Origin of the sequence: Yersinia canariae (assembly GCF_009831415.1) — a bacterium.
GTDB classification, from domain to species: Bacteria; Pseudomonadota; Gammaproteobacteria; order Enterobacterales; family Enterobacteriaceae; genus Yersinia; species Yersinia canariae.
The window spans coordinates 110,769-136,408 of the sequence record NZ_CP043727.1 but is presented as its reverse complement, the minus strand read 5'-3'; the positions used below and the strand labels follow the sequence as shown (position 1 = coordinate 136,408).

The window sequence follows — 25,640 nt, the reverse complement described above, 5'->3', positions numbered from 1 at the left end:
GTGGCCTTTATGATTTGTGTGATGCAGTGCGAATCGGGGCAACACCATAGGACATACCACTCCCCCAACTGCTACGCTCAGCTGTTGCTTTCTCTTTATTCTGAGGGCCTTGCAATATCGTTTGAGTGGGGCCAAACAGCTCTACTTGCCCATTTTGCAAAAATAGTAAGTAATCACTGCCCGATAACAGCTCGGGTTTATGGGTAATCATCACGATAGTGCACCCCTGCTGCTTTAACTGGCTGATACTGACTAATAAGGCTTTTTCGCCAACTTTATCCAAACTGGCATTCGGCTCATCAAGCACGATAAGCCGTGGTACACCGTACATGGCTCTCGCCAATGCAATTCGCTGCCTTTGACCACCGGATAGCCCGTCACCGTCATCCCCCAGTTGGGTGTCATAGCCATGCGGCAGATGTAAAATTAAGTCATGTACATCAGCCAGTTGGGCCGCAGAGATAACTTTTGCATTATCCATTGGGCCAAAACGCGCAATATTCTCAGCAATTGAACCGCGAAATAGCTGAATATCTTGGGGTAGGTAACCGATATATTCCCCTAAATGACTTTTATCCCATTGCGAAAGGTCTGCGCTGTCCAAACGGACCGAACCACTCAGTGCAGATTGGCTCGCGACCAACAACTTCGCCAGAGTAGATTTACCACTCCCTGATGGCCCCAAAACGCCCAAAACATCACCGGGTTGCAGTTCAAAATTGATAGATTGCAATACCGGTATATGTGTTCCCGGTTTACAGACGGTAAGTTGTGTCACACTCAATTCACCCTGAGGCGGGGGGAGAACCATGCCGGTGACTGGCTGAGGATGTTGTGCTAACAAAGACGAGAGACGTTGGTAAGCCAGGCGGGTGTGACTCCATTGTTTCCAAACCGCGATCAATTGATCGATTGGCCCTAACACCCGGCCAACCAAGATAGATCCGGCAATCATAACGCCTGCTGTGATGGCACCATCTATGACCAGCAATGCGCCCAACCCGAGCATCATTGATTGCAATGCCTGACGGCTAGATTTGGATAAGGCCGTCACGCGGCTACTTTTATCGCTGGCAATATTTTGCTGATAGAGAAAATGCGAGTGCTGCTTTAACCAGCGTTCACGTAAAACGTTGAGCATTCCCATTGCTTGAATGGCATCGGCATTACGCAAGTTCGCATTCGCCTGTTGAGTTGCCTGTGAAGTGATGGCTGAGGCCTCTTTCAGTGGCTTTTGGCATATCCAATGATTAAGCCAGGCAAGAAAGATCAGAAAAACGGCCCCCAACGCGGCTAATGCTCCGAGCCAAGGATGAAGGATAAAAATGACCAGTAAATAAAATGGGAACCACGGTGCATCAAAAAAGGCAAAAAGCGCATTACCCGTCGCAAACTGGCGCAAAGTTGTCAGGTCGTTCAATGCCTGCGCAGCCTGTATTTTTTGACCATTAAGGTTAGAGGCAAATGCTGCATTAAAAACCTGCTGATTCAATTGCATATCAATACGTGTTCCCAAGCGGATAACCACTGCGCTCCGGATCCATTCTAATAAACCGATAAATGCAAATATGGCTAGCACGAGAATCGTTAGCATTAATAACGTCATGGTATTCGCTGAAGCAAGCACACGATCATAAACTTGCAGCATATAAATTGCCGGTGCCAACATCAGCAAATTAATTACAGCCGTAAACAATCCGATGCCCCAGAGTATTTTTTTATGATGGGTCAGCTCAGAAATAAGGGTTGGTGATACTGATGAAGATCTGGCATTTTGACTTGATTCCATGACATCCATTTCCATACTGAAAACATTATTCTCCATAAATATCTTGTAATTTATTTTATGGACTAATTATTTCAGAGCAATATCAACATTCACTACTACTGATAAATACTCACATATCACAGGTAAGTTATATAAATATGTCAGTGGCAGTATTATTTACACAGAATATTATTGCACTCGGATTTCACTAAGCAATTAATAGTATTTCGTTCGCCTCGGTTACACCTACAGTATCAATGACTGGCATTTCAGAAGAAACATCAAATTGTCTGGCAATAACAATATCTTTAAGTGGTGTATTAACATCAATGCCTTGGGCTTCAAGGGTTTTCATCATCGGGTCAATATTGCCTCTCAGTAAATTGTATACACCAAGGTCAATATCATTCCGATTGATATTATCCGTCAGCATCGCAAAAACAATCTCAAATATTGAGGTATCAATATCATCTGAGATATTTATTCCACTGAGTTTCAGTTGTGTTTGCTTAAGTTGAAGTTGATGAAATTGAGGGTCTTCTAAATCAGCATCTGGAATAGGGATTAAATATTTACCAAATTGTAGGTTTTCATTCTTTCCTTCTATCAGAGTGGTCCCTGTAGACTTCTTGATTTCATTAACTTCAAAGACCATCGCCGCGTGCATTCCCTTAGACTCCATCACTATCGCGGCTTTACTTTGGGGAGAATTGCTTTGAATTGCATATTTCACACCAACAGTCGGTGGGTTTGGGCCAGCCGAATAAAGATGAAATTTGCTGTCACTTAATTCCGTGGCTATGTCACCAAAATCGGTGGCCCACTGCTTGGTATAAGATGAAATAGTTTGATGTCTAATATCTGCTTGATAGTTTATTTCTATTGCCATAATAATATCCCTTTAATTGACAATTAATTTATGGTTCATCAATAAACCATTCTGAGTTATAATGTAAATAATTTATACCACCGCCAGTAGATTATGCCAAACTAACCCAGAGCATATGGCGGCGGTATTATTTAATATATTCGGATAAAGAATGATTTTTTAATGACCTTTATTATGCGGCCATCAGTATTTCGTTAGCATCATATGTGCCAATTGTCTCAATGATTGGCCCATCAGCCATTACTTCGCTGTTATCTTCAAACTGGCTGGCAATCGCCATATCTTTCAGTGGAATATTCACATCAATACCTTTAGCCGTGAGTACTTCCAGCAGTGGATCGGCATTGCCACGCATCAAACCATAAGTGGCTTTGTGCATATCGCCCAAATGGTTTTCTGCCATCATTTTATCAACGTCATAATCACCAGTAATGTCTAAGCCGCTTAATTTCAGTTGCACTTGAGCAAGCTCTTTACCAATACCATTTGGATTATCAGTCAAGTTTTCACCCAACTCTAAGCTTTCCATTTTTCCGTAGAACGTATGTTGGGGCATAAAGGAGTACTTCAAATCCCCTTCAACAACCATTGCGGTATTAACATTACTGTGAGAGCTACCAACTGAATATTGGGTCCCATGAAACCACCCGCCGCCGGCAAATTGACCAAAATCCTTGGAAAATCCTTCAGCCGCAGTGTCTTTTATATCGCCATGCTTAGTGGCCCACTCATTAATATAAGAACTTAGAGAATTATTACTGAATTGATCAAGATATTTTATTGTTACTGTCATAGTAAATTTCCTTATTGTTAACAATAATAATATGACTCATCATTGAGTCACTGTGACTACAGATGAAGTTATCACTCCACCTGAAGATTTTAAATTAAATATTTAGTTTCTTTATTTTATTTCAATAATTAAAACTTATATTCAAAACCACCCTGAATAGTTCTACCCCGGTTTGGGGCAAAAGAAAGCGAATCACCATAACTAATAAGATAAGCGCGATTAGTTATATTTTCTATTGAGCTGCGCAATGTTAAGTTATTAGTCAATTTATAACTGGCATAAAGATCAAATATAGTATATTTGGGCCAATCCGCGACATAGGCAGTATTTACATGACCATGATTATCAAGGACTGCCTCATCTTGGTGTCCTTTGTTATAACGAATAATGGTGCCTAGATCCAGTTTTTTATCGAATATTCTCCCCCCTAAAGTTAAACTGCCGCGATCACCAGGCAAATAGGCAGAAGACCCAAATAAATTCCTTGCAGCCCTGCAGTCTATTTTATTATTTGAATAATCAGCATCAATAGAATATGCCTTCTTATTACCATTATAATAAACAGATTTTTTCACCCCTCCTAACCAAGCCCTTTTTGAACAGATAGAATTAACACCAATCATTCTGGTATAATTTAAGCTAGTATAAAATAAACCCATATCATAACTTAATTGATATTCCAACCCGCGAAACTGCGTTGTTAGTAAATTATTAATATAAGTGGCGTTAGCAAAGGTTCCGCTGCCAAACAGAGGTTTAGTCTTGGCTAGCTCAAGGTTGATATAATTGGTAACGCGGGTATCAAAGTAGGCCAATTTAGCGACCAGGCGGTCTTCTTCAATAAACAGATTGCTTTGCTGGATATTAATGCCGGCTTCCCAGGCTTTGGAATGCTCTGCTGCCAATATAGGGTTGGGTAAGATCCAACCATGGCCATGTGCGCTGCCCGTAGCCAACATTTCGGTAATCGCCGGCGGCCGCCAGGACTTACCGTAATTACCAAAAAATTCCAACCACTGTACGCCAGGTTTGATACCAATAGCGGCTGTGGGTGAGAGTTGCTGTTTACGGCGATCCACCTCCCAGTTCATTTTCATCAACCGGTTATATGAGCACCGTTTCCATTTGATAAGATGCTGATCATGTAGCTTTATATCGCAGGGGTTTTCACGGGTATAGGTGCCGCTGAAATTTTTGCTATGCATCCAAGTATTGCCTTGTAACCTAAATTGATCGCGACGCAAACCGCCTTCCAACCGCAGCCAATTGTCATAATCGTAATTCAACTGAGCAAAAGTGCTGGTAATAGTGCGCTTGCCGGGTGGGGTGATACCCAGCATCGACTGATGAGTTGAGTTGCCGTTGGAACGGTCACTGAACCACTCAAGGCCATAGTTGAGACGGAATTGATGGTGGTCGGCAAGGCTAAAGAAACTGGTATTTTGCAGTTGTAAACCATGGGTGCTTAAGCGGGTTTGTGTCCAGAATTTATCGCGGAAAATAACATTGGCATTATGAGTATCCGTTTTATCATCGGTATCAACGTAATAGATTTTTGCTGTCATATCTAGCCAGGCGATATGCTCGGGCTTGAGGCTATAATCCAGCCCAATATTGCGATTCAGAACATTACTAACACTACTGCTTAACCAGCCATGCCTTCCTTTTCCTGGACCTTCTTTTATGTTAGTCATAAAACCAGTATTAGGGCTGTGTATTTGTGTTTGTAAATAACTGAATTCCAGCCGTTGATCGGCAGGTAAATTCCAGCCTAGCTTGGCCAAGTGCGACTGCATTTTATAATTGGTGAATGGCACTTTATTATTCTTAATATCATAACTAAATTTCTGTGTACCGTTGCCGAAACGAATATCCCCCAGAGTTCCTTTATTGCCCGGCCAATAATCACTTAAATTGCGCTCGCTGATTGCGATTAATATATCGCCATATTCATTCCCCAATGCCTGTGCGGCACTGCCAATAAACTGAGTGCCGTTATCACCGATTAGGGCGCGGATTTTGCCGCCAATCTCTTTACCTTGCTCAAGGAAATCACTGGCATTAATAGTATTGAAAGTGGCAACCCCGCCAATCACTCCAGCACCGCCAATACCACTGGATGCCCCTTTTTCAATTACTACATTACTTAATATCTCCGGATCGATATACATCACGCCGTGGCGCTGACCATGACCACTTTTCATAAAGTTTTGCCGCATCCCATCAATATTCATATTGACGCGGCCATAATCCTGAATGCCACGGATATTCACTGAAAGTGCCGGATCTTGCTGGCTAACGCTGGAATAGACACCGGGGGTTTGTTCCAATATATCCGCCGCATGGCGAGCAGGCCGATTATCGAGCTGTTCCCGGGATATCTCACTAACAGAATGGAGTTCATCGTAAACCCAGTCCCCCTCATGGGCGTTACTGGTTCCCTCAACTTTGAGTTCATCTAATACTATGTCATGCTCATTAATGGGTATTAAGGTAGTTTCAGCATTAATACTCCCAGAATAGCCCTGAGTGACTAAAGCTAATAATATACCTAATGTAATTCTATTCATTGAATTTATTGTTATTCTTTTGTTTATTACTATATTATCCATTTATAATATTTCATCCTTACTAATATAGAATCAATACATCAATTAATTATTAGCCATTATTTAAATGATATTCGCTATAAAATTTATCCATAGGATTACCGCCAAATAATAGAAAGTATCCGGTTGCTAGAATGATGTTATGTTGTATTGGCTAAATAAGTTACGTCATCAAATAAATGGAACATTAAATTTAAAAATAAAGTCATTACTTTATTAGAGGATTCAGTAATATTTTTCAGTAAAACTTACCGTTATTTAACCTCAGTAATATTCATTGAATTTTTTAATGCTAGTAGAGGTTTTACTATATCGCCATTATTTGATAATGATTATCATAATCATTTGTAGTTATAAACTCAACTGCCTATTAAGAATAAAATAAGAGGCTATTGATGCCATTGATTTTAGAGGAAAATTAAATAATAGATAAATATCGATTCCTGTTACGCGAATTAAAATTTTATAAAAAATTGAGTCACCAGTGATGTATATTTAAGTATTTATAACGCAAAACGGGCCACATTAATTGTGGCCCGCGTCAAGATTAACAAATACTCTGCGAATTAAAATAAACGCGCTTTGGCCTCGGCAATGGCCGATGCGACTTGTTGGGGTGAAACACCACCTTTAGCCACACGCTTATCTAAACAAGATTGTAACGCCAGAATCGGATAAACATCATCGTCAATGACTGCACTGAATTTTTGCAAATCACTTAGCGCTAAAGCCTCTAATGCTTTCTCCTGACGAATAGCCTCAACCACCGCCTCACCAACAATATGGTGTGCTTCACGGAATGGTACGCCTTTGGCGACCAGATAATCAGCTAACTCAGTCGCATTGGCATAACCTTGCTCAGCCGCTTCTTTGCAACGTGGCCGTTTCACTTGAATGCCATCCAACACCAGCGCCGCCATATGTAAGCAGTCAAGCCAGGTATCGAGTGCATCAAACAGCCCTTCTTTATCTTCTTGCATGTCTTTGTTATAAGCCAGAGGCAAGCCTTTTAGCGTCATCATCATCCCGGTCAATGCACCCTGTACCCGACCACATTTCCCACGGATTAATTCCAACGCGTCTGGATTTTTCTTTTGCGGCATCAGTGAAGAGCCTGACGTGACGCGGTCAGATAAGTCGACAAACGCCGCTTCGCCACTGTTGAAGAAAATCAAATCTTCAGCAAAACGGGATAAATGCACCATACCAATACTGGCATCAGACAGTAATTCCAACACATGGTCACGGTCAGAAACGCTGTCCAGACTATTACGTGTGGCCGAAGCAAAACCTAGCCAACCCGCCAGTTGTTCACGATCGATAGCATAGGCTGTTCCGGCCAAAGCACCACTGCCTAACGGGCTGACATCCAAGCGTTTTAGGGTATCTTGTAGGCGGCTTTCATCACGGGCTAGCATTTCAGCATAGGCCAGACACCAGTGTGCAAAGGTCACAGGTTGAGCACGCTGCAAATGGGTATAACCCGGCATCACTGCATCCTGATTGGCTTCAGCAGTGATAACCAGCGCTTGTTGCAACTGTTGCACCGCGGTTTTTAATTCGGTTATCTGGAATTTGCACCACAATTTCAGGTCAGTTGCCACTTGGTCGTTACGGCTGCGCCCTGTATGCAGTTTTTTGCCTAAATCACCAACTTTATCAATTAGTTTCGTTTCAACCCAACTGTGAATATCTTCTGCATCACTGGCTAAAATAGCGTGTGGATCGGCCTGTACTTCCTCTAGTAAAATACAGAGTGCCTGCTCAAGCTGTTGCTGTTCAGCCGCCGTCAAAACGCCAACCGTGACCAGTGCTTTCGACCAGGCAACAGAACCAATAATATCCTGCTCTGCCAGTCGGTAATCAAACCGCAAGGAATCATTAAATTGCTTAAATCGCTGATCTGCTGCCTGACTGAACCGTCCGCCCCACAATGCCATAATCTTGCTTCCCTAAATTCTTAATAAAAAATCATAATAGTCTGTTTGAACAGTATTAAGCCAGAATCCGTGTACCAATCGGCACGCCATTAAATAATGCAGGCAACTGATCAGCATGACGCCAACTGGCAATATCCACTGGGCGGCCCAATGAGCGAGCCGCATCCAGCGCCGCATTCACTTTAACGACCATGCCGTCAGTGATGATGCCCTGCGCAATCAGTTGCTCGGCTTTTTGTGCGGTCATTTCAGCAATTCGCTGGCCTTTGCCATCTAAAATCCCACTGACATCTGACAGCAAAATTAAATCGGCTCCCAATGTCGCGGCCAGAGCCGTGGCTGCCTGATCAGCATTTACATTCATCAGACTACCCTCTTTGGTGATACCAATAGAGCTGATGATTGGCATGTAATTTGCGGCCAGTAAGGTTTGGACTAAAGCCGGCGAGCCAGCTTCCGCCTTGCCCACATGGCCGAGTGCTGCATCCAGTGGTGTGACCGACACGGTATTACCATCGCCCAAACATAAGCCAACAGCATTGATGTCATGTTTCACCGCCCAAGCCAGCAACGTTTTGTTGGCGGTGCCCGCTAATGCACCTGTAATAATGTCAATTTGATCGGCTGGCGTCACGCGCAGGCCGTTTTTCTTCACGACCGGCAACGCGAGCTTTTTCATCAGATCATCAACTACGCAACCACCACCGTGCATAATCACAAGCGGGCGCTCATGCTTCTCACGATAGGTCACCAATGCAGTAAACAGGCGTTCCAGCGCTTCTTCGCTGTCGAGCAACACGCCACCTAATTTAATGACCAACGGGTTTATCATGTTTCGCCTCAATATAATTGGAAAAAATGTCTGTTCCGACTCTGTCGCAAACCGCTCTGTTACCGACTGTTTTATTGTTCACAATAGGGACTGGGTTTCCGCAAAACCAAAACGTATATTCATGCATTGCACCGCCTGCGCCGCCGCGCCTTTCAGCAGGTTATCTTCTGTCGCGACAATAATTAAATGCTCGCCCTGCACAGAGAAACCAATATCGCAGAACGGCAGGCCCACCACCGCTTTTAGCGCCGGCACGCCTTGCTTATAGAGCCTTACCAGTGGTTTGTCCTGATAAGCATTGTGATACGCCTCGGCGATATCTTGTGCCGTCACACCTGCTTTTAGGCGGCAAGTAATAGTCGCCAAAATACCGCGTGCAAAATTCCCCAAGTGCGGAGTAAAAATCACTGGCGTACCAAGGTGGGCAACAATTTCCGGCTGATGACGATGATTAAACAAACCATACGGCTGCAAACTCACTTCACAGAAACTGTTGCCAATACTGGCCTTGCGCCCCGCACCACTGACACCGCTGACGGCGTTAATCACCGGCCATTGCGCATCATTGAGCAAATCGCCATCCACCAACGGCTTAAGCGCCAGTTGGGATGCGGTTGGATAACAACCGGGTACCGCGATCAATTGGGCCTGCTTGATTTGTTCGGCCTGCCATTCAGCTAATCCATAGACCGCTTTATTCAGCCAATCGGCATGTTGATGCTCAAAACCGTAATACTGACTATAAAACGCCGCATCCTGAACCCGGAATGCGCCGGAGAGATCGAATACCACACAACCCGCCGCCAGGAATTGCGGTGCTAAATCATGGCTGACCTCATGAGCGGTGGCGAGGAAGACGACATCAACACCTTTTGCCGCTTGAGCCACATCCACCAAGGGTTGCAGCGGAAGATCAATAATGCCTTTTAGTTGCGGATGCAGATCAGAAAGCAATTTTCCTGCATCTGCACTTTGCGCTGAAACCGTTAAACCGGTTATGTTCATATGTGGGTGACGATTCAGGTAAGCCGTAAGCTCCGCTCCGGCATAACCACTGGCACCAACAATCAGCGTATTTAACATGGGTTCCGTTTACCTTCTGAGTATTCTTACCTAGGTATATACCCCATTATGAATATGGGTATAACAACATAAGTAGTCAAAACCGGCATTTGGGTTCTCAGCAAGGTTTTACTGTTCCCCCACGTGATTGAGCATTGACATTTTCGTAAATTTAAGGGTGTTTTTAGGTTCCCTTACGCTCAAGCTTAATGTATTTTTATTCATAATTAATGCATGAATATTGATACTACCCTAACCAAAGGCTGTCAACAGTGAAGATGAAATTACCTCCATTTATTGAGCTGTATCGGGCGCTAATCGCAACGCCATCGATCAGCGCAACCGATAGCGCCCTCGATCAAAGCAATGAGGCGTTAATCAACTTGTTGGCCGGATGGTTTGCTGATTTGGGTTTTCGCGTCGAAATCCAGCCTGTCCCGGAGACACGCCACAAATTTAATCTGCTCGCCAGCATCGGAGAGGGCCACGGCGGGCTGCTATTGGCAGGTCATACCGACACCGTCCCTTACGATGAAGGCCGCTGGACCCGAGATCCCTTCACTCTGACCGAACATGACAATAAATTGTATGGTCTGGGTACTGCCGACATGAAAGGCTTCTTTGCCTTTATTCTTGATGCAGTGCGTGATATCGATGCCAGCACATTGAGTAAACCACTGTATATTCTCGCGACCGCCGATGAAGAAACCACCATGGCGGGCGCGCGCTATTTTGCTGCTTCCACCCAATTACGCCCTGACTTTGCCATTATTGGTGAGCCAACATCACTGCAACCGGTGCGAGCACATAAAGGCCATATTTCCAATGCTATCCGTATTACGGGTCAGTCCGGCCATTCCAGTGATCCGGCGCGCGGCGTTAATGCTATTGATTTGATGCATGAATCTATTACCCAGTTAATGAAGCTGCGTACCACCCTGCAAGAGCGTTATAACAACCCAGCATTTGCCATCCCTTATCCCACCATGAATTTCGGTCATATCAATGGTGGTGATGCTGCAAACCGTATCTGTGCTTGCTGTGAATTACATATGGATATCCGCCCATTGCCAGGGCTGACATTAAGTGATCTGGATGAATTGATGACGGAAGCACTGGCCCCCGTCAGTGCCCGCTGGCCGGGCCGCTTAAGTATTGATGAACTGCATCCGCCGATTCCGGGCTATGAATGTCCGACAGATCATCATATGGTCGGGGTTATCGAGAAATTACTGGGTGAGCGTACGGCGGTGGTTAACTACTGCACCGAAGCCCCGTTTATTCAGCAAATTTGCCCGACATTAGTGCTGGGGCCCGGCTCCATTAATCAAGCTCATCAACCAGATGAATTCATTGATATGGCCTTTATCGAGCCAACACGCGAGTTGATTGGCCAGTTAGTTGATCATTTCTGCCAGCAGAAATAACCATTATGGGGTAGGCGGATCAATATTGCCGATAAGCCAGACTGATAATCTGGCCTTGGTAATTAAATTTCAGCAATATCCCTAAAAATGATGTTTTTTTGCTAAAAATAGTGTCAATTGGGGTATGGAATTGAACGTGGCGAGTGGATTTGTCCATCTTTGCCTTTTGGATGAAACTAATTTACAAAAAGAAACCATAAAAGTTTATACCCAAAGTCATTGGCGTTGCAGCCAGGCAGCAAGTGAACAAATCCCGATGAGCTGACATTGGTCAGTGATTCCGGTGAGTGAGCGTTGCTAACAACTCTGCGGCGTCAAGGGCGAAGGGGATATGGGTCAGGGGTCATATGAACGAACAATATTCCGCAATGCGAAGTAACGTCAGTATGCTCGGTAAACTACTCGGGGACACAATCAAGGAAGCGCTCGGCGAGCACATTCTGGATAGAGTAGAAACCATCCGTAAATTATCTAAATCTTCGCGTGCTGGTAATGAAGCAAGCCGTCAGGAACTGCTGACAACACTGCAAAATTTATCCAATGACGAGCTGCTGCCGGTAGCCCGTGCTTTTAGCCAATTCCTCAATCTGACGAATACGGCTGAGCAATATCACAGCATTTCGCCGCATGGTGAAGCCGCAAGTAACCCGGAAGCTCTGGCCCAGCTCTTCACCCGTTTGAAAGATAAAAAGCTGAGCGAAAAAGACATGCGCAGCGCGGTGGATGAGTTATCCATTGAGCTGGTGCTAACCGCTCACCCAACTGAAATTACCCGCCGGACCCTGATTCATAAGCTGGTCGAAGTGAATTCCTGTCTGAGCCAGTTGGATCACAATGACTTAGCCGATTACGAACGCAACAAGATCATGCGTCGTTTGCGGCAGTTAGTCGCACAATCATGGCATACCGACGAAATTCGTAAAATTCGCCCTTCCCCGGTTGATGAAGCAAAATGGGGCTTTGCTGTTGTTGAAAACAGCTTGTGGGAAGGTGTGCCAGCTTTCCTGCGTGAATTTAACGAGCAGTTGCAAAACTCTCTTGATTACCGCTTGCCGGTAGAAGCGGTGCCGATCCGCTTCACCTCGTGGATGGGCGGCGACCGTGACGGTAACCCGAATGTCACCGCTGAAATTACCCGTCATGTGCTGTTACTAAGCCGTTGGAAAGCAACTGATTTATTCCTGCGCGATATTCAGGTATTGGTGTCAGAGCTTTCCATGTCGGAATGTACGCCAGAACTGCGTGAGTTGGCGGGCGGCGATGAAATACTCGAACCCTATCGTGAACTGATGAAGCACGTGCGCACTCAGTTGAACAATACTCAGGCTTATCTGGAAGCACGCCTGAAGGGCGAGCGCGTATTACCGCCAACAGATTTACTGGTCAGCAATGACCAGCTGTGGGATCCGCTATACGCCTGTTATCAATCCCTGAAAGCGTGTGGCATGGAAATCATCGCCAACGGCCAGTTACTCGATACCTTGCGCCGCGTGCGCTGCTTTGGCGTACCATTGGTGCGCATTGATGTCCGCCAGGAAAGTACCCGTCACACCGATGCCATTGCTGAACTGACCCGCTATTTGGGTCTGGGTGATTATGAAAGCTGGTCTGAAGCTGATAAACAAGCTTTCCTGATCCGCGAACTGAACTCCAAACGCCCATTAGTTCCACTGAAATGGGAACCCAGTGCAGACACCCAAGAAGTGCTGGAAACCTGCCGGGTGATTGCCGAAGCGCCGCAAGGCTCTATCGCCGCGTATGTGATTTCCATGGCAAAAGTGCCATCAGACGTGCTGGCGGTGCATTTACTGCTGAAAGAAGCTGGCTGCCCATTCACTCTGCCAGTAGCGCCATTATTCGAAACCCTTGATGACCTGAACAATGCTGACGACGTGATGACCCAGTTACTGAACATTGACTGGTATCGCGGCCTGATCCAAGGCAAGCAAATGGTGATGATTGGCTATTCTGACTCGGCGAAAGATGCCGGTGTGATGGCCGCGTCTTGGGCACAATATCGCGCGCAGGATGCTTTAATCAAAACCTGCGAGAAAGCCGGTATCTCCCTGACACTGTTCCATGGCCGTGGTGGTTCTATCGGTCGCGGTGGTGCGCCTGCGCATGCCGCTTTGCTTTCTCAGCCTCCGGGCAGCCTGAAAGGCGGCTTACGTGTGACTGAGCAAGGCGAGATGATTCGCTTTAAATTTGGTCTACCGGAAGTCACTATTAGCAGCCTGGCACTGTACGCAGGGGCGATTCTGGAAGCTAATCTATTGCCGCCGCCAGAACCGAAGAAAGAATGGGTTGAGGTGATGGATATTCTGTCTGATGCCTCTTGCGATATGTATCGTGGCTATGTGCGCGAGAATCCCGAATTCGTCCCTTACTTCCGCGCCGCAACGCCAGAGCTGGAATTAGGCAAGCTGCCATTGGGTTCACGCCCAGCCAAACGCCGCCCGAACGGCGGGGTTGAAAGCTTGCGCGCCATTCCGTGGATCTTCGCCTGGACACAAAATCGCCTGATGTTACCTGCGTGGTTGGGTGCGGGGGCAGGTTTGCAGAAAGCTATCGATGCCGGTAAGAAAGAAGCATTAGCCACGATGTGCCGCGACTGGCCGTTCTTCTCAACCCGCATTGGTATGCTGGAAATGGTGTTTGCTAAAGCAGATTTATGGCTGGCCGAATATTATGACCAGCGCCTGGTGGATAAATCATTGTGGCCGTTAGGCCAGCAATTACGCGACCAACTGGAAGCCGATATTAAAGTGGTGCTGGCCATTGCTAACGATGATCACTTGATGGCTGATTTGCCGTGGATTGCCGAATCTATTGCGCTGCGTAACGTGTATACCGACCCACTAAACGTCTTGCAAGCGGAGCTGTTGCACCGTTCGCGCCAGCAAGAACACCCCGATGCCCGCGTTGAGCAAGCATTGATGGTGACCATTGCGGGTGTGGCGGCTGGGATGCGTAATACAGGTTAATCATCCGTAGAGCTGCATAATATGATATGACCAAACGGGCCAAGCGCCCGTTTTTTATTGTCCACTCAGCACGTTAGATTCATCCGCTTATCCATCCTCGTTTTATGACAGACTTGTATTGGTAATTGACTCATTATTAACCTAATAAAACCATTTTTATTAATAATATTAGGAATCAATATGAGTATTCAAAGATCAACCCAGAGCGCATCTCCGAAAGTTCATTTTAGCGATATCAAAGCGGTGAAAAGCTCGCTAAAGGAATTAACAAGCACTAAATTGAGTGGTGGTCCATTAATGTCGGGCAAATTAGCTGATATAAAAAATAGTTGCGAAAACTTGCAAACAAGGCTTGATTCGCAGCACACAAAGGCAACAGATGATAAAAAACTAAAAGTTGGAGAACTGTTGAAACAAGTTACCAACCTAATTAATAAAAACGCACCACGAACAGAGGAAAGCAATAATTTAACCGAGAAAAAAACAAATCATTTTAAAGAAAAAGACCTTAAGAACTCTTATATTCGTATGAGCCAAGGTCTCGACTTCTCTAGTAACACAAAATCACATAGACAGGATGTGGCGCTGTAAATAAAACAAAAACCTATTTCAGCTTTATATAATAAACCCGCCAATCGCCGGGTTTAATCTATCTAAACTACGGCCTCACCCCAAGGGTATGGCAAATCGCATAGCTCAATTCTGCACGATTCAGTGTGTAGAAATGGAAATCCTTCACCCCTTCGCGACTGAGGATCTTCACCATGTCCATGGCCACCGATGCTCCGACCATTTTGCGCGTCTCAGGGTCGTTATCCAGCCCTTCAAAAATAGTGGTCATCCAATTAGGCACTCGCACATTGGTCATTGTGGCAAAGCGCTGAAGTTGCTTAAAGTTAGATACGGGTAAAATGCCGGGAACTATCTCCACGTCAATGCCGGTTGCCACACAACGGTCGCGAAAACGCAGATAACTTTCCACATCAAAGAAGAACTGAGTGATTGCGCGGTTAGCACCGGCATCAATCTTACGTTTCAGATTAATCAGATCCGCTTGCGCACTTTTCGCTTCCGGATGCACTTCCGGGTAAGCGGCAACGGAGATATCAAAATCACCCACATCTTTCAGTAAGCTAACTAAATCAGAAGCATACATTTCTGGCTTGCCGCTATCTGGCGGTAAATCACCGCGCAAAGCAACAATATGGCGGATGCCGCTATTCCAGTAATCAGTGGCAATATCACGTAACTGAGTCGGAGAAGCATCAATACAAGTCAAATGCGGTGCGGCTTCAAGCCCAGTGCGCTCTTTAATTCCTTTGATGATGCTGTGAGTGCGATCGCGCTCACCGGAGTTAGCGCCATAAGTCACGGAGACAAATTTTGGTTTTAGAGTGCTCAGACGATCAATCGAGCTCCACAGGGTGTCTTCCATCTCGCTGGTACGCGGCGGGAAAAACTCAAAAGAAACATTAATCTGGCCTTGCAGCTCTGCCAAACTTTGATTCAGCGCTTCCCGCTGGTTTGCGTGGAAAAAACTCATACCCTGTTACCCCATTGCCTGTTGTCATCATTTTGACGACTTATGTTATCTGTCATTTATTTTTTATAAGCGTCTATACGTTTAGACGTCTAAATAGAAAATGACCGAAGTTGGCTAAAGAGTCAACTTTTAAATAAGTTTAGAACGATGATTAATATTCACACGCAATGCGCAGAAAATTCATGTAGCAACTTCACCTCCCCTGCGGCAAGCAGAGGAGGCGAATAAGTGCGGGTTACAACAGTTGGGATAAGCGGTTTAAATCAGACTGAATAGCGCCAGCGGTGACATCACGACCAGCTCCTGGGCCACGGATGACCAACGGATTATCGCGATACCAACGGCTCTCAATGGCAAATACGTTATCGCATGGCAGCAAAGAAGCTAATGGATGGTCAGCACGTACCGCTTCAACACCCACTCGCGCCTTACCATTGGCATCAAAGCGGGCAACGTAACGTAACACCAGACCCATTTCATTCGCGGCTTCTAAACGCTGAATCATTTGCTGATTCAATGCTTCACCATTTTCAAAAAATTGATCCACTGAGCCAACATCGGCACCAGCAGGTACGAGTGATTCCACCCGCACCTGATTCGGTTCAATGTCGTAACCGGCTTCGCGGGCTAAAATCACCAGCTTGCGCATGACGTCTTGCCCAGACAGGTCCACTCGCGGGTCAGGTTCTGTCAGCCCTTGTTGCCAGGCTTGGTCCACCAGATCGGTAAAGGGCACTGTGCCGTCAAATTGCAGGAATAACCAAGATAGAGTGCCGGAGAAAATACCGCTGATCGCCAGAATACTGTCACCGCTATCTCGCAGGTCGCGCACGGTGTGGTTGACTGGCAAACCCGCCCCTACCGTGGCGTTATACAGCCAATGGCGGCCTGTTTTAGCAAAAGCATCGCGGATTTGGCGGTAATTATTGCTACTGGATGCTCCGGCTAATTTATTGGCACTGATAACATGGAAACCGTAGCTGGCGAAATCCAGATATTGCTCTGCCAGTGACTCACTCGCAGTCACATCCAACACCACCAAATCATCAAATGGATGCGCACGCATCCACAAAAATAGCGATTCTTCATCCTGCTCTTGGGCTTCGTCATCGTAAAATGCCAGTGTCCGACTGGCATCCAGCCCGTCATAACTCAGCAGACTGCGGCGGCTATCCACCACTCCCGCCAGCACGAACTCAAAACCACTGCGAGCTGAGATATTTTTTTGCTCACGAGCAAATAGCTCCAGCCAACGGGCACCAATATTACCTTTACCAAACAACATTAAACCGATGCGCTTCTCCGCGCGGAATAGCGACTGATGTAATCCCTGAATCAGATGTTCAGTCGGCCCTAGGCGCAGTACCGCGACCAGACTAATGCCGTCTTCTGCCTGCCAAATAAACTCGACCGGCTGATCTTTCAGTTGCTGATAGAAACGGTGGCTATGCAGTGGGTTCTTGCTGACCCCCGCCCCCACCAAAGCAACCAATGCCAGCCCTTCACGCAGAGATAATTTCCCCGGCAGGGTGGCATCTTCCAGCACTCTTAATGCGCTGTTAACCACTTCTGAGGTATAGCAAAGTTGCAATAGATTGCGGTCAGGATGAATGCCGGTCGCCAACGGCTTGATTTGTGCGCGCTTGAGCAGCAAGTCGATCTCTTTTTGTGCCAGCGAGAAATCATGGTGGCTGGCAATCTGCAATTCGATAAGACAGACATCATCATGGCTGGTAACAATCTTGGCACCGGAGCCAGAAGCCAGTACGCGCTCAATTCGGGTTGAACCTTGTTCTGGCTGATAACTACAACGCAGTTGCAAATCAATATCACTGCCCGAAACCGGCTGTAGTGTGCGGGTGTGCAACACCGGAGCCGCCAGACGGGCCAATTCACTGGCTTCATCCAGGCGCAGTAATGGCAACAAACAGGCGTCTTTCACTTTGCGCGGGTCAGCACTGTATACCCCAGCCACGTCACTCCATATCGTGACGCGTTCGACCCCCGCCAGTGCGCCAACTTGTGTCGCGGAATAGTCACTGCCGTTACGCCCTAACAGCACGGTTTCACCCGTGTTATTGCGCGAAATAAACCCGGTCACCACCAGACGTTGATGTGGGTGCTGCACCATCAATTGTTGCAACAACGGATAAGAGCGGCCCTCGTCGATTTGTGGCTGCGCCGCGCGTTCAGCACGCAGGAAACTGCGAGCATCAAGCCAGGTAGCTTCCATATCAAGTTTGTTCAATACCGCCGCCATCAGACGGGCGGACCAAATCTCACCATGGCCGACCACTTCAGCATAAATGGCATCGTCGACTTTGTTATCTAACAGACCAGCCAGGCGCTCCAAATCATGGATAAACTCACTAATCAGCGGCTCAGCCATTTCTGGAGACAATAAGCCGCTAATCAGGTCATGTTGGTAACGACGCAGATTTTGCTGCACCTGATGGGCAGAAAGACGATCACTTTGACTGAGTTTCAACCAGCTAATCAGCTGGTTTGTTGTACTACCTGCCGCAGACACCACCATGAGATCGCCGGGATGACTGTAATTGGCCATGATATTGGCCACTCGCAGGTAACACTTCACATCCGCAAGACTACTACCACCAAACTTATGCAGTTGACGGCCAGTCACCGCCGCTGCTACCGCTGTTGCATTCATACTTACCTCGGTCTCGCCAACTGGAAAGCATTTTCCAAATCGGCAATCAAATCTTCGCTGTCTTCGATACCCACGGAAATTCGCAATAAACTATCAGTAATACCTGCGGCAGTGCGCGCTTCTGGCGCCATACCGGCATGGGTCATGGTTGCAGCATGGGAAATCAGGCTTTCAACGCCCCCCAAAGATTCTGCCAAGGTAAATAATTCAAGGGCAGAAAGGAAACGACGCAATACCTGTTCATCACCCTCTAGCTCAAAACTGAGCATCGCACCAAAACCTGACTGCTGACGGCGAGCAATTTCGTGGCCGGGATGTTGTGGCAGAGAAGGATGATACAGCTTTTTCACTAAAGGCTGCTGCTGTAAATAGCGAACAATTTCATCCGCGTTACGCTGCTGTTGAGCCATGCGGGGCGATAACGTACGCAATCCGCGTAATAACAGGTAACTGTCGAATGCCGCACCGGTAACACCGATATTATTCGCCCACCATGCCAGCTCAACAGCCAACTCTGGATCTTTGGCAATCACCGCGCCGGCGACCACATCAGAATGACCATTCAGATATTTAGTACATGAGTGAACCACCAGATCCGCACCGAGAGAAAGAGGCTGTTGCAACGCCGGGCTAAGGAAGGTGTTATCGCAAACTGTTAATGCGCCAACGGCATGAGCTGCTGTGCAAATAGCGGCAATATCCACCACCCGTAACAGCGGGTTACTCGGAGTTTCAATCAATACAAGCTTGGGTTTTTCAGCCAATGCCTGACTCAATGCCACTTCATCGCCTTGGTCAACAAACAGCACCCGATACGCGCCGCGCTTGCTTAAACTGTCAAATAGGCGATAGCTACCGCCGTAACAGTCATGCGGAGCAACCAGTAAATCGCCCGGTTTAAGAAAAGTGGTGCAAACCAAATGAATCGCCGACATCCCGCTGCTGGTCATCACTGCACCAGCACCTCCTTCCAGCTCAGCTAATGCCCGTTGCACGACATCACGCGTTGGATTACCACGACGTGAATAGTCATGGGCGCGCGGCTGATTAAAGTCGATAAAATTATAGGTACTGGAGAGGTGAATCGGGGGGACAACGCAACCGTATTGCTCGTCATCGTTCAACCCGCTACGGACTGCTATTGTTGCCTGTTTACGCGTCATATGGATTTCCACCAGCCGGTTATCGAGAAAATGTTACGCCAGAGTAGACTCACAAATTACGGACGTCAATACATCTGGACATCTAAACTTCTTTGCGTATAGATTGAGCAATGGGATAATAACCGCTAAAATTATAGAGGTTTTAGATATCCTCATGATGTCAGTCAGCTTTCAGTAGTGCTTTGTTTAACCGCAAAGATGGCATAGAAAGGTAATAGCTATCAATAAATAGCAAAAAAGGTTATTTCAGTGACCTTAGTCTAGTAAAATCGACATTTATTTAGTGAGAACAGCGAAGATCGGGCATAATTGGTCGGTTTTCAGAACTTTGTATTTTTCCGACAAATTTAAGGTGTCCCATGGCTGAGTGGAACGGCGAGTATGTCAGCCCTTACGCTGAACACGGTAAGAAAAGCGAACAGGTCAAAAAAATTACGGTATCCATTCCGCTGAAGGTTTTAAAAATCCTCACCGATGAACGGACCCGCCGTCAGGTGAACAACCTGCGCCACGCCACCAACAGTGAATTGTTGTGTGAGGCTTTTCTGCATGCATTTACCGGTCAGCCGCTGCCGAATGACGAAGATCTGCGTAAAGAGCGCAGTGATGAAATCCCGGAAGCCGCGAAGATTTTAATGCGTGAGTTGGGCGTTGATCCCGATACCTGGGAATATTGATTTCCGGTGGCAACTCAGTTTATTGGTTAACATGAACTGGGCTGTAGAAATGAAAAAAGGCGCCTAAGGCGCCTTTTTCGTCTGACGGGCAATAATTACTTCTTAGCACCCGGCACGCTGAAACGCTTGTTGAAGCGGTCAACACGGCCACCGGTCGCAACATCACGCTGCTTGCCAGTGTAGAACGGGTGGCATTCGCCGCACACGTCCAGATTCAGGTCATGACCAACAGTTGAGTTGATCTTGATAACGTTACCGCAAGAGCAAGAAGCAGTAACTAAGTCGTATTTAGGGTGGATACCTTGTTTCATGGAAAACCTCTATATTTAGGCCGTGTCGCTATCCAGCCCTGTACCGCCAGACACCACACGATTGATAAATAACAATTTGATTGTTAACGAACCGCTGCTGACAAAGTGAGCAAGTGTTGTTAACAGGATTTGATATCGAATTATATCAAAGGCGGCGAATAATACAGAATTTGACCAAGCCGCGCAATCGAATCCGCACATTGTGAAGCACGCGGTGTAAACTATTCAATCTTTTATTTATTCAGGCCCATTTTATTTAGCAGGATAAAAATGTATGTCCGTGGTTCAAGTGGCTTTACCCGTTCCTCTGACCCGTACCTTTGATTACCGGCTAGACAGCACTATGGTTTGTCCGGTAGTGGGTGCTCGCGTCAGTGTGCCATTTGGTAAACGTAATGCCATTGGAATTGTGGTGGGTATCAGTGATACCAGTGCTTTCCCTATTGAACAACTCAAAGCCATTGATGCCGTTTTGGACAGTGACAGCCTGTTTCCACCCAGCCTGTGGCGCATCCTCTGCTGGGCCACGGAGTATTATCATTATCCGATAGGCGAAGTGCTGTTTCATGCTTTGCCCATCTTATTGCGACAAGGCAAACCCGCGCAATCCGCCCCATTGTGGCAATGGTTCGCCACAGAGCTTGGCCGCGCCACCCCACCAGAAAGCTTAAAGCGCGCGCCCAAACAGCAGCAAGCTCTTGCCGCATTATTACAAAAGCCGGTTTATCGCCATCAAGTCAATGAAATGGCATTAACGGAAAGCGCGTTGCAAGCATTGCGGAGCAAAGGGTTAATTGATCTTCGGGCGCAGGAAGTTGCTACCACTGACTGGCGTCATGGTTTTTCCGTGCTGGGCGAACGCCTGCGGCTCAACACCGAGCAAGCAACTGCCGTCGGGGCAATTCGCAGTGAAGATACCCAGTTTGCCGCCTGGCTGCTGGCGGGGGTGACCGGCTCGGGTAAAACCGAAGTTTATCTCAGTGTGCTGGAAAATATTCTGGCGCAGGGCCGTCAGGCGCTGGTTTTGGTCCCTGAAATTGGCCTAACCCCACAGACTATTGCCCGTTTTCGCGAGCGCTTCAATGCGCCGGTTGAAGTGCTCCATTCTGGCCTAAATGATAGCGAGCGTTTATCGGTTTGGCTGAGGGCGCGCAACGGTGAAGCCGCCATTGTGATTGGTACTCGCTCCGCCTTATTCACTCCATTCTCCCGTCTGGGCGTCATCATTATTGATGAAGAACATGATAGTTCTTATAAACAGCAGGAGGGCTGGCGCTACCATGCCCGGGATTTAGCCGTGTTCCGTGCCCGCGAAGAAGGTATTCCCATCGTGATGGGGACGGCCACACCTGCGTTGGAAACATTACATAATGTGCAAATGGGTAAATATCGCCAGCTCACCCTGTCGAAGCGGGCCGGTAATGCCAAGCCAGCAATACAGCACTTGTTAGATCTCAAAGGGTTGCCACTCAAGGTGGGCCTTTCTCAGCCGTTGCTAAAACGTATGAAAACCCATTTGCAAGCTGACAATCAGGTGATTTTGTTCCTCAACCGTCGGGGATATGCGCCCGCATTGCTGTGCCATGAATGTGGCTGGATTGCTGAATGTCAGCGCTGTGACCACTATTACACTTTGCATCAGAATCACCGCCAATTGCGTTGCCACCACTGCGACAGCCAGCGCCCAGTGCCACAACAGTGCCCAAAATGTGGTTCGACGCATCTGGTGTCAGTCGGCGTGGGGACGGAACAATTGGAGCGGGAGCTGGCCCCCCTGTTCCCAGACACGCCGATCACCCGCATTGACCGCGATACCACCAGCCGTAAAGGTTCCTTGGAACAACATCTGGCGGATGTGCATCAGGGCGGCGCGCGGATATTGATTGGCACTCAGATGCTGGCAAAAGGCCATCACTTCCCTGATGTCACTCTGGTGGCATTGCTGGATGTCGACGGTGCGCTATTCTCGGCAGATTTCCGCTCGGCAGAACGGTTTGCTCAACTTTATACTCAGGTATCAGGTCGTGCAGGCCGTGCGGGTAAGCAAGGTGAAGTCATTTTACAAACTCACCACCCGGAGCATCCGTTGCTGCAAATTTTGCTACAACAAGGCTACGATGCTTTTGCAAAACAAGCACTTGCAGAACGTAAAAGCGTATTTTTACCGCCTTATACCAGTCATATTATTGTTCGCAGTGAAGACCACGATAACCAGCAGTCGGCGCTGTTCTTGCAACAATTACGTAATTTGCTGGAAGCCAGCCCACTGAAAGACGATGCATTATGGATTATGGGGCCAGTCCCGGCACTTCAGGCCAAACGAAGCGGGCGCTTTCGCTGGCAATTATTGTTACAACACCCCTCGCGGCAATTACTGCAACGGCTCATTAAGACATCTCAGCCGCTCATCAATACCTTGCCACAGGTGCGGAAAGTTAAATGGACTTTGGATGTCGACCCAATAGACAGCTAAATCCTTGCCCTATTTGCCATTGCGACTGTGTTAGTTGCACTCATTAACCCGAATAACTTACTTAAGTAAGCCCATCGGGATTCATTCGTTTACTGTCTTTTAGAAAGGCCAATTATTGGGGTGATTGGTTTTTCCTTAACAGTTTTATTGTTTGATCTATCATTCAAAGCAATCGTTTACCCTGCTTTGTGCGAGCCAGTTCGAAAAACCCCACTTCTGTCACACTTTTAATGCAAATTAGGTAACAAATTGCCCCCACTATCTGTATAGAATGACGGAAAGTCTGTATTCAACCGAAACCACACTGCCCTGAAAGGATATGAGCGCGCTTACCGAAACTGCCGGTTTACGTGTGACAACCCGTTAATATTCTGAGCCACTGGCCACGGGATATCTCAAGCATGAGTGCTGGCTCGGAGCCAGAGCAAGGAGAAAGGCGTTGGAACATAAGAAAGAATTCACGATGGCCACCATGAAAGACGTTGCCGAAATGGCGGGTGTTTCAACTGCGACTGTATCGCGTGCATTGATGAACCCGGAAAAGGTTTCAACAGTGACTCGGCAAAAAGTGGAGCAAGCTGTTCTGGCTGTCGGTTACTCTCCCCATGCTTTATCTCGCAATATTAAACGTAACGAGTCGCGCACTATCCTGGTTATCGTGCCTGATATCAGCGACCCCTTTTTTGCTGACATCATCCAAGGCATTGAACATGCCGCAGCCCAGCAAGGCTATCTGATCTTAATTGGTGATTGTGCGCAACAAACCCAGCAAGAGCGCACTTTCGTTAACCTGATCATCACCAAGCAAATTGATGGCATGTTGCTGTTAGGTTCCAATCTTCCTTTTGATGCCAGTAAAGAAGAACAGCGCAATTTACCGCCGATGGTGATGGCAAACGAGTTTGCGCCGGAACTGGAACTGCCTACGGTGCATATCGACAACCTGACAGCCGCCTATGAAGCCGTTAATTATCTGCATGAGTTAGGCCACAAACGCATCGCCTGTGTGGCCGGGCCGGAGAATTTTCCGCTGTGCCAATATCGGCTACAAGGTTATATTCAGGCGCTGCGCCGCAATGGTATTGCGGTTGACAGTGACTATATTATCCGCGGTGATTTTAGCTATGAGGCCGGAGCAGAAACCTTTGCAACACTGATGGAACTGCCTCATCCTCCGACTGCAATATTTTGTCACAATGATGTGATGGCAATAGGGGCTATGTGGCAAGCCAAGAAAATGGGGCTACGCGTCCCGCAGGATGTCTCAGTCGTCGGCTTTGACGACCTGAAATTGTCACAGTATTGTGATCCGCCCTTGACCACCGTGGCACAACCACGTTATCAAATTGGTCAGCAAGCCATGTTACTATTACTTGAGCAGTTACAAGGGCATTCAGTACAAAGTGGCTCCCGCTTGTTAGACACCGAATTAATCATCAGGGAAAGTACTGCTGCGCCTAAACGCTAGGCAAATATTCAGGGGTTCAGTAACATGACGGACTTATTCCATCATCACGACGCAGCGAAACGATAGTGGCACAAAGAGATTATGTAAGCCGAGGGCGCTCAGGAGCGCGGCGCAAAAGCACCAGCCGAAAAAAACGCAGTGCTCCAGCAGTATCCAAAACCGTGATGGCACTGGCCGTCGCGCTATTAGTGGTATTTGTTGGTGGACTTTATTTCATCACCCACAATAAACCGGGTGAGCTTCCGTTACTGCCCAGCCATGACCCACGTACAGGCAATGGGCTGCCGCCGAAACCGGAAGAACGTTGGCGTTATATTAAAGAGTTGGAAAATCGTCAGATTGGCGTGCCAACACCAACCGAACCGTCTGCCGGTGGCGAAGTCAATACCAAAACACAGCTGACCAATGAACAGCGCCAATTGCTTGAGCAGATGCAGGCGGATATGCGCCAACAACCTACGCAGCTTTCAGAAGTGCCGTATAACCAAGGGATGCAAGTGCCGCGCTCAGCAGTGACCATCAAACCACCGGTCACGAATATGCAGCAGCAGCCATTAACGCCGCCGCGTCAGACGACTGCACCGGTACAGCAGCAAACACAAGCACCACAGACACAAGTGCAGCCGCAGGTCACGACTCCAACGCGTACACCGCAACCGACGGCTCCGGTAACACAACAGGCGGCAACACCGCCGAAGCCGGAAAAAGAGAAAGAAAAAGCACAACGCTGGATGGTGCAATGTGGTTCATTCAAAGCCGCTGACCAGGCCGAATCTATTCGCGCCCAATTGGCATTTGAAGGCATTGAAAGCCGCATTACCGCTGGCGGTGGCTGGAATCGCGTGGTAGTCGGCCCTTACAGCACCAAGGCGGCTGCCGATAAAGCCTTACAGCGTTTGAAAGGCGCTGGTCAGTCAGGATGCATTCCCCTCGCTGTTGGGGGTTGAAAAGTCATAATCCTCCCCCATTTATAATCTCAATATACCCCATACTGTTTTTCTGAATTCAGTATGGGGACTCATTCAGTCTG

General features: G+C 47.3%; 18 protein-coding genes. 7 read left to right on the top strand and 11 right to left on the bottom strand.

Annotated elements, in window-relative coordinates; all coding sequences use genetic code 11:
• Positions 1 to 7: 7 nt before the first annotated feature.
• From F0T03_RS00605 to argC, 7 genes are all read right to left on the bottom strand, one after another.
• Positions 8 to 1,789 carry a type I secretion system permease/ATPase gene (locus F0T03_RS00605; RefSeq protein WP_159677036.1) on the bottom strand — a complete coding sequence of 594 codons (1,782 nt, stop codon included), beginning with the start codon at positions 1,787 to 1,789 and terminating at the stop codon, positions 8 to 10.
• 187 nt (positions 1,790 to 1,976) lie between these two features.
• Positions 1,977 to 2,657, bottom strand: coding sequence for a heme acquisition protein HasA (locus F0T03_RS00600; protein ID WP_159677035.1), 681 nt, complete (start codon positions 2,655 to 2,657; stop codon positions 1,977 to 1,979).
• A gap of 172 nt (positions 2,658 to 2,829) precedes the next feature.
• Complete coding sequence (locus tag F0T03_RS00595; protein WP_159677034.1) at positions 2,830 to 3,450, bottom strand: heme acquisition protein HasA; 621 nt, start codon at positions 3,448 to 3,450, stop codon at positions 2,830 to 2,832.
• A gap of 128 nt (positions 3,451 to 3,578) precedes the next feature.
• Positions 3,579 to 6,062: a TonB-dependent hemoglobin/transferrin/lactoferrin family receptor gene (locus F0T03_RS00590; protein WP_159677033.1), complete on the bottom strand. Its 2,484-nt coding sequence runs from the start codon at positions 6,060 to 6,062 to the stop codon at positions 3,579 to 3,581.
• A 563-nt stretch (positions 6,063 to 6,625) separates the two neighbouring features.
• Positions 6,626 to 7,999 carry an argininosuccinate lyase gene (gene argH / locus F0T03_RS00585; protein ID WP_145555266.1) on the bottom strand — a complete coding sequence of 458 codons (1,374 nt, stop codon included), beginning with the start codon at positions 7,997 to 7,999 and terminating at the stop codon, positions 6,626 to 6,628.
• A 55-nt stretch (positions 8,000 to 8,054) separates the two neighbouring features.
• A complete protein-coding gene (gene argB, locus F0T03_RS00580) occupies positions 8,055 to 8,831 on the bottom strand; it encodes an acetylglutamate kinase (RefSeq protein WP_181952404.1) in 777 nt (258 codons plus the stop codon).
• A 78-nt stretch (positions 8,832 to 8,909) separates the two neighbouring features.
• A complete protein-coding gene (gene argC / locus F0T03_RS00575) occupies positions 8,910 to 9,914 on the bottom strand; it encodes an N-acetyl-gamma-glutamyl-phosphate reductase (protein WP_159677032.1) in 1,005 nt (334 codons plus the stop codon).
• 257 nt (positions 9,915 to 10,171) lie between these two features.
• Between argC and argE the strand changes: the two genes are divergently transcribed.
• From argE to F0T03_RS00560, 3 genes are all read left to right on the top strand, one after another.
• Positions 10,172 to 11,320: an acetylornithine deacetylase gene (argE, locus tag F0T03_RS00570; protein ID WP_162527001.1), complete on the top strand. Its 1,149-nt coding sequence runs from the start codon at positions 10,172 to 10,174 to the stop codon at positions 11,318 to 11,320.
• A gap of 347 nt (positions 11,321 to 11,667) precedes the next feature.
• Positions 11,668 to 14,304: a phosphoenolpyruvate carboxylase gene (gene ppc, locus F0T03_RS00565; protein WP_145555263.1), complete on the top strand. Its 2,637-nt coding sequence runs from the start codon at positions 11,668 to 11,670 to the stop codon at positions 14,302 to 14,304.
• Positions 14,305 to 14,484: 180 nt separating this feature from the next.
• Positions 14,485 to 14,895 (top strand): hypothetical protein, encoded by a 411-nt coding sequence (locus tag F0T03_RS00560; RefSeq protein ID WP_159677031.1) that lies wholly within the window; start codon positions 14,485 to 14,487, stop codon positions 14,893 to 14,895.
• Positions 14,896 to 14,962: 67 nt separating this feature from the next.
• Here the strand turns inward: F0T03_RS00560 and metF are convergent, their stop codons facing one another.
• The 3 genes from metF to metB form a co-directional block, all read right to left on the bottom strand.
• Complete coding sequence (gene metF, locus F0T03_RS00555; protein WP_145555261.1) at positions 14,963 to 15,847, bottom strand: methylenetetrahydrofolate reductase; 885 nt, start codon at positions 15,845 to 15,847, stop codon at positions 14,963 to 14,965.
• Between the two features lie 235 nt (positions 15,848 to 16,082).
• A complete protein-coding gene (locus F0T03_RS00550) occupies positions 16,083 to 18,518 on the bottom strand; it encodes a bifunctional aspartate kinase/homoserine dehydrogenase II (RefSeq protein ID WP_159677030.1) in 2,436 nt (811 codons plus the stop codon).
• A gap of 2 nt (positions 18,519 to 18,520) precedes the next feature.
• Complete coding sequence (gene metB / locus F0T03_RS00545; RefSeq protein WP_145555259.1) at positions 18,521 to 19,681, bottom strand: cystathionine gamma-synthase; 1,161 nt, start codon at positions 19,679 to 19,681, stop codon at positions 18,521 to 18,523.
• A 359-nt stretch (positions 19,682 to 20,040) separates the two neighbouring features.
• Between metB and metJ the strand changes: the two genes are divergently transcribed.
• The gene (gene metJ, locus F0T03_RS00540; protein ID WP_004392248.1) at positions 20,041 to 20,358 is read left to right on the top strand and encodes a met regulon transcriptional regulator MetJ; all 318 of its coding nucleotides are present in this window, start codon (positions 20,041 to 20,043) and stop codon (positions 20,356 to 20,358) included.
• Between the two features lie 95 nt (positions 20,359 to 20,453).
• Here the strand turns inward: metJ and rpmE are convergent, their stop codons facing one another.
• Positions 20,454 to 20,669, bottom strand: a complete 216-nt coding sequence (gene rpmE / locus F0T03_RS00535) for a 50S ribosomal protein L31 (RefSeq protein ID WP_005163858.1) — start codon at positions 20,667 to 20,669, stop codon at positions 20,454 to 20,456.
• A gap of 274 nt (positions 20,670 to 20,943) precedes the next feature.
• Between rpmE and priA the strand changes: the two genes are divergently transcribed.
• From priA to ftsN, 3 genes are all read left to right on the top strand, one after another.
• Positions 20,944 to 23,142, top strand: coding sequence for a primosomal protein N' (priA, locus tag F0T03_RS00530; RefSeq protein WP_159677029.1), 2,199 nt, complete (start codon positions 20,944 to 20,946; stop codon positions 23,140 to 23,142).
• A 439-nt stretch (positions 23,143 to 23,581) separates the two neighbouring features.
• Complete coding sequence (gene cytR, locus F0T03_RS00525; RefSeq protein WP_145555257.1) at positions 23,582 to 24,610, top strand: DNA-binding transcriptional regulator CytR; 1,029 nt, start codon at positions 23,582 to 23,584, stop codon at positions 24,608 to 24,610.
• Positions 24,611 to 24,675: 65 nt separating this feature from the next.
• Entirely contained in the window at positions 24,676 to 25,557 is an 882-nt protein-coding gene (gene ftsN / locus F0T03_RS00520; RefSeq protein ID WP_145555256.1) for a cell division protein FtsN, read from the top strand.
• Positions 25,558 to 25,640: the final 83 nt, after the last annotated feature.

Bases quoted from the DNA above. Each gene is read 5' to 3' on its own strand.
- argE (WP_162527001.1), top strand. From the start codon at position 10,172: ATGAAATTACCTCCATTTATTGAGCTGTATCGGGCGCTAATCGCAACG.
- F0T03_RS00560 (WP_159677031.1), top strand. From the start codon at position 14,485: ATGAGTATTCAAAGATCAACCCAGAGCGCATCTCCGAAAGTTCATTTT.
- priA (WP_159677029.1), top strand. From the start codon at position 20,944: ATGTCCGTGGTTCAAGTGGCTTTACCCGTTCCTCTGACCCGTACCTTT.
- F0T03_RS00550 (WP_159677030.1), bottom strand. From the start codon at position 18,518: ATGAATGCAACAGCGGTAGCAGCGGCGGTGACTGGCCGTCAACTGCAT.
- F0T03_RS00590 (WP_159677033.1), bottom strand. From the start codon at position 6,062: ATGGATAATATAGTAATAAACAAAAGAATAACAATAAATTCAATGAAT.
- F0T03_RS00605 (WP_159677036.1), bottom strand. From the start codon at position 1,789: ATGGAATCAAGTCAAAATGCCAGATCTTCATCAGTATCACCAACCCTT.
- argB (WP_181952404.1), bottom strand. From the start codon at position 8,831: ATGATAAACCCGTTGGTCATTAAATTAGGTGGCGTGTTGCTCGACAGC.
- ppc (WP_145555263.1), top strand. From the start codon at position 11,668: ATGAACGAACAATATTCCGCAATGCGAAGTAACGTCAGTATGCTCGGT.
- F0T03_RS00600 (WP_159677035.1), bottom strand. From the start codon at position 2,657: ATGGCAATAGAAATAAACTATCAAGCAGATATTAGACATCAAACTATT.
- metJ (WP_004392248.1), top strand. From the start codon at position 20,041: ATGGCTGAGTGGAACGGCGAGTATGTCAGCCCTTACGCTGAACACGGT.
- argC (WP_159677032.1), bottom strand. From the start codon at position 9,914: ATGTTAAATACGCTGATTGTTGGTGCCAGTGGTTATGCCGGAGCGGAG.
- rpmE (WP_005163858.1), bottom strand. From the start codon at position 20,669: ATGAAACAAGGTATCCACCCTAAATACGACTTAGTTACTGCTTCTTGC.
- F0T03_RS00595 (WP_159677034.1), bottom strand. From the start codon at position 3,450: ATGACAGTAACAATAAAATATCTTGATCAATTCAGTAATAATTCTCTA.
- metF (WP_145555261.1), bottom strand. From the start codon at position 15,847: ATGAGTTTTTTCCACGCAAACCAGCGGGAAGCGCTGAATCAAAGTTTG.
- argH (WP_145555266.1), bottom strand. From the start codon at position 7,999: ATGGCATTGTGGGGCGGACGGTTCAGTCAGGCAGCAGATCAGCGATTT.
- metB (WP_145555259.1), bottom strand. From the start codon at position 19,681: ATGACGCGTAAACAGGCAACAATAGCAGTCCGTAGCGGGTTGAACGAT.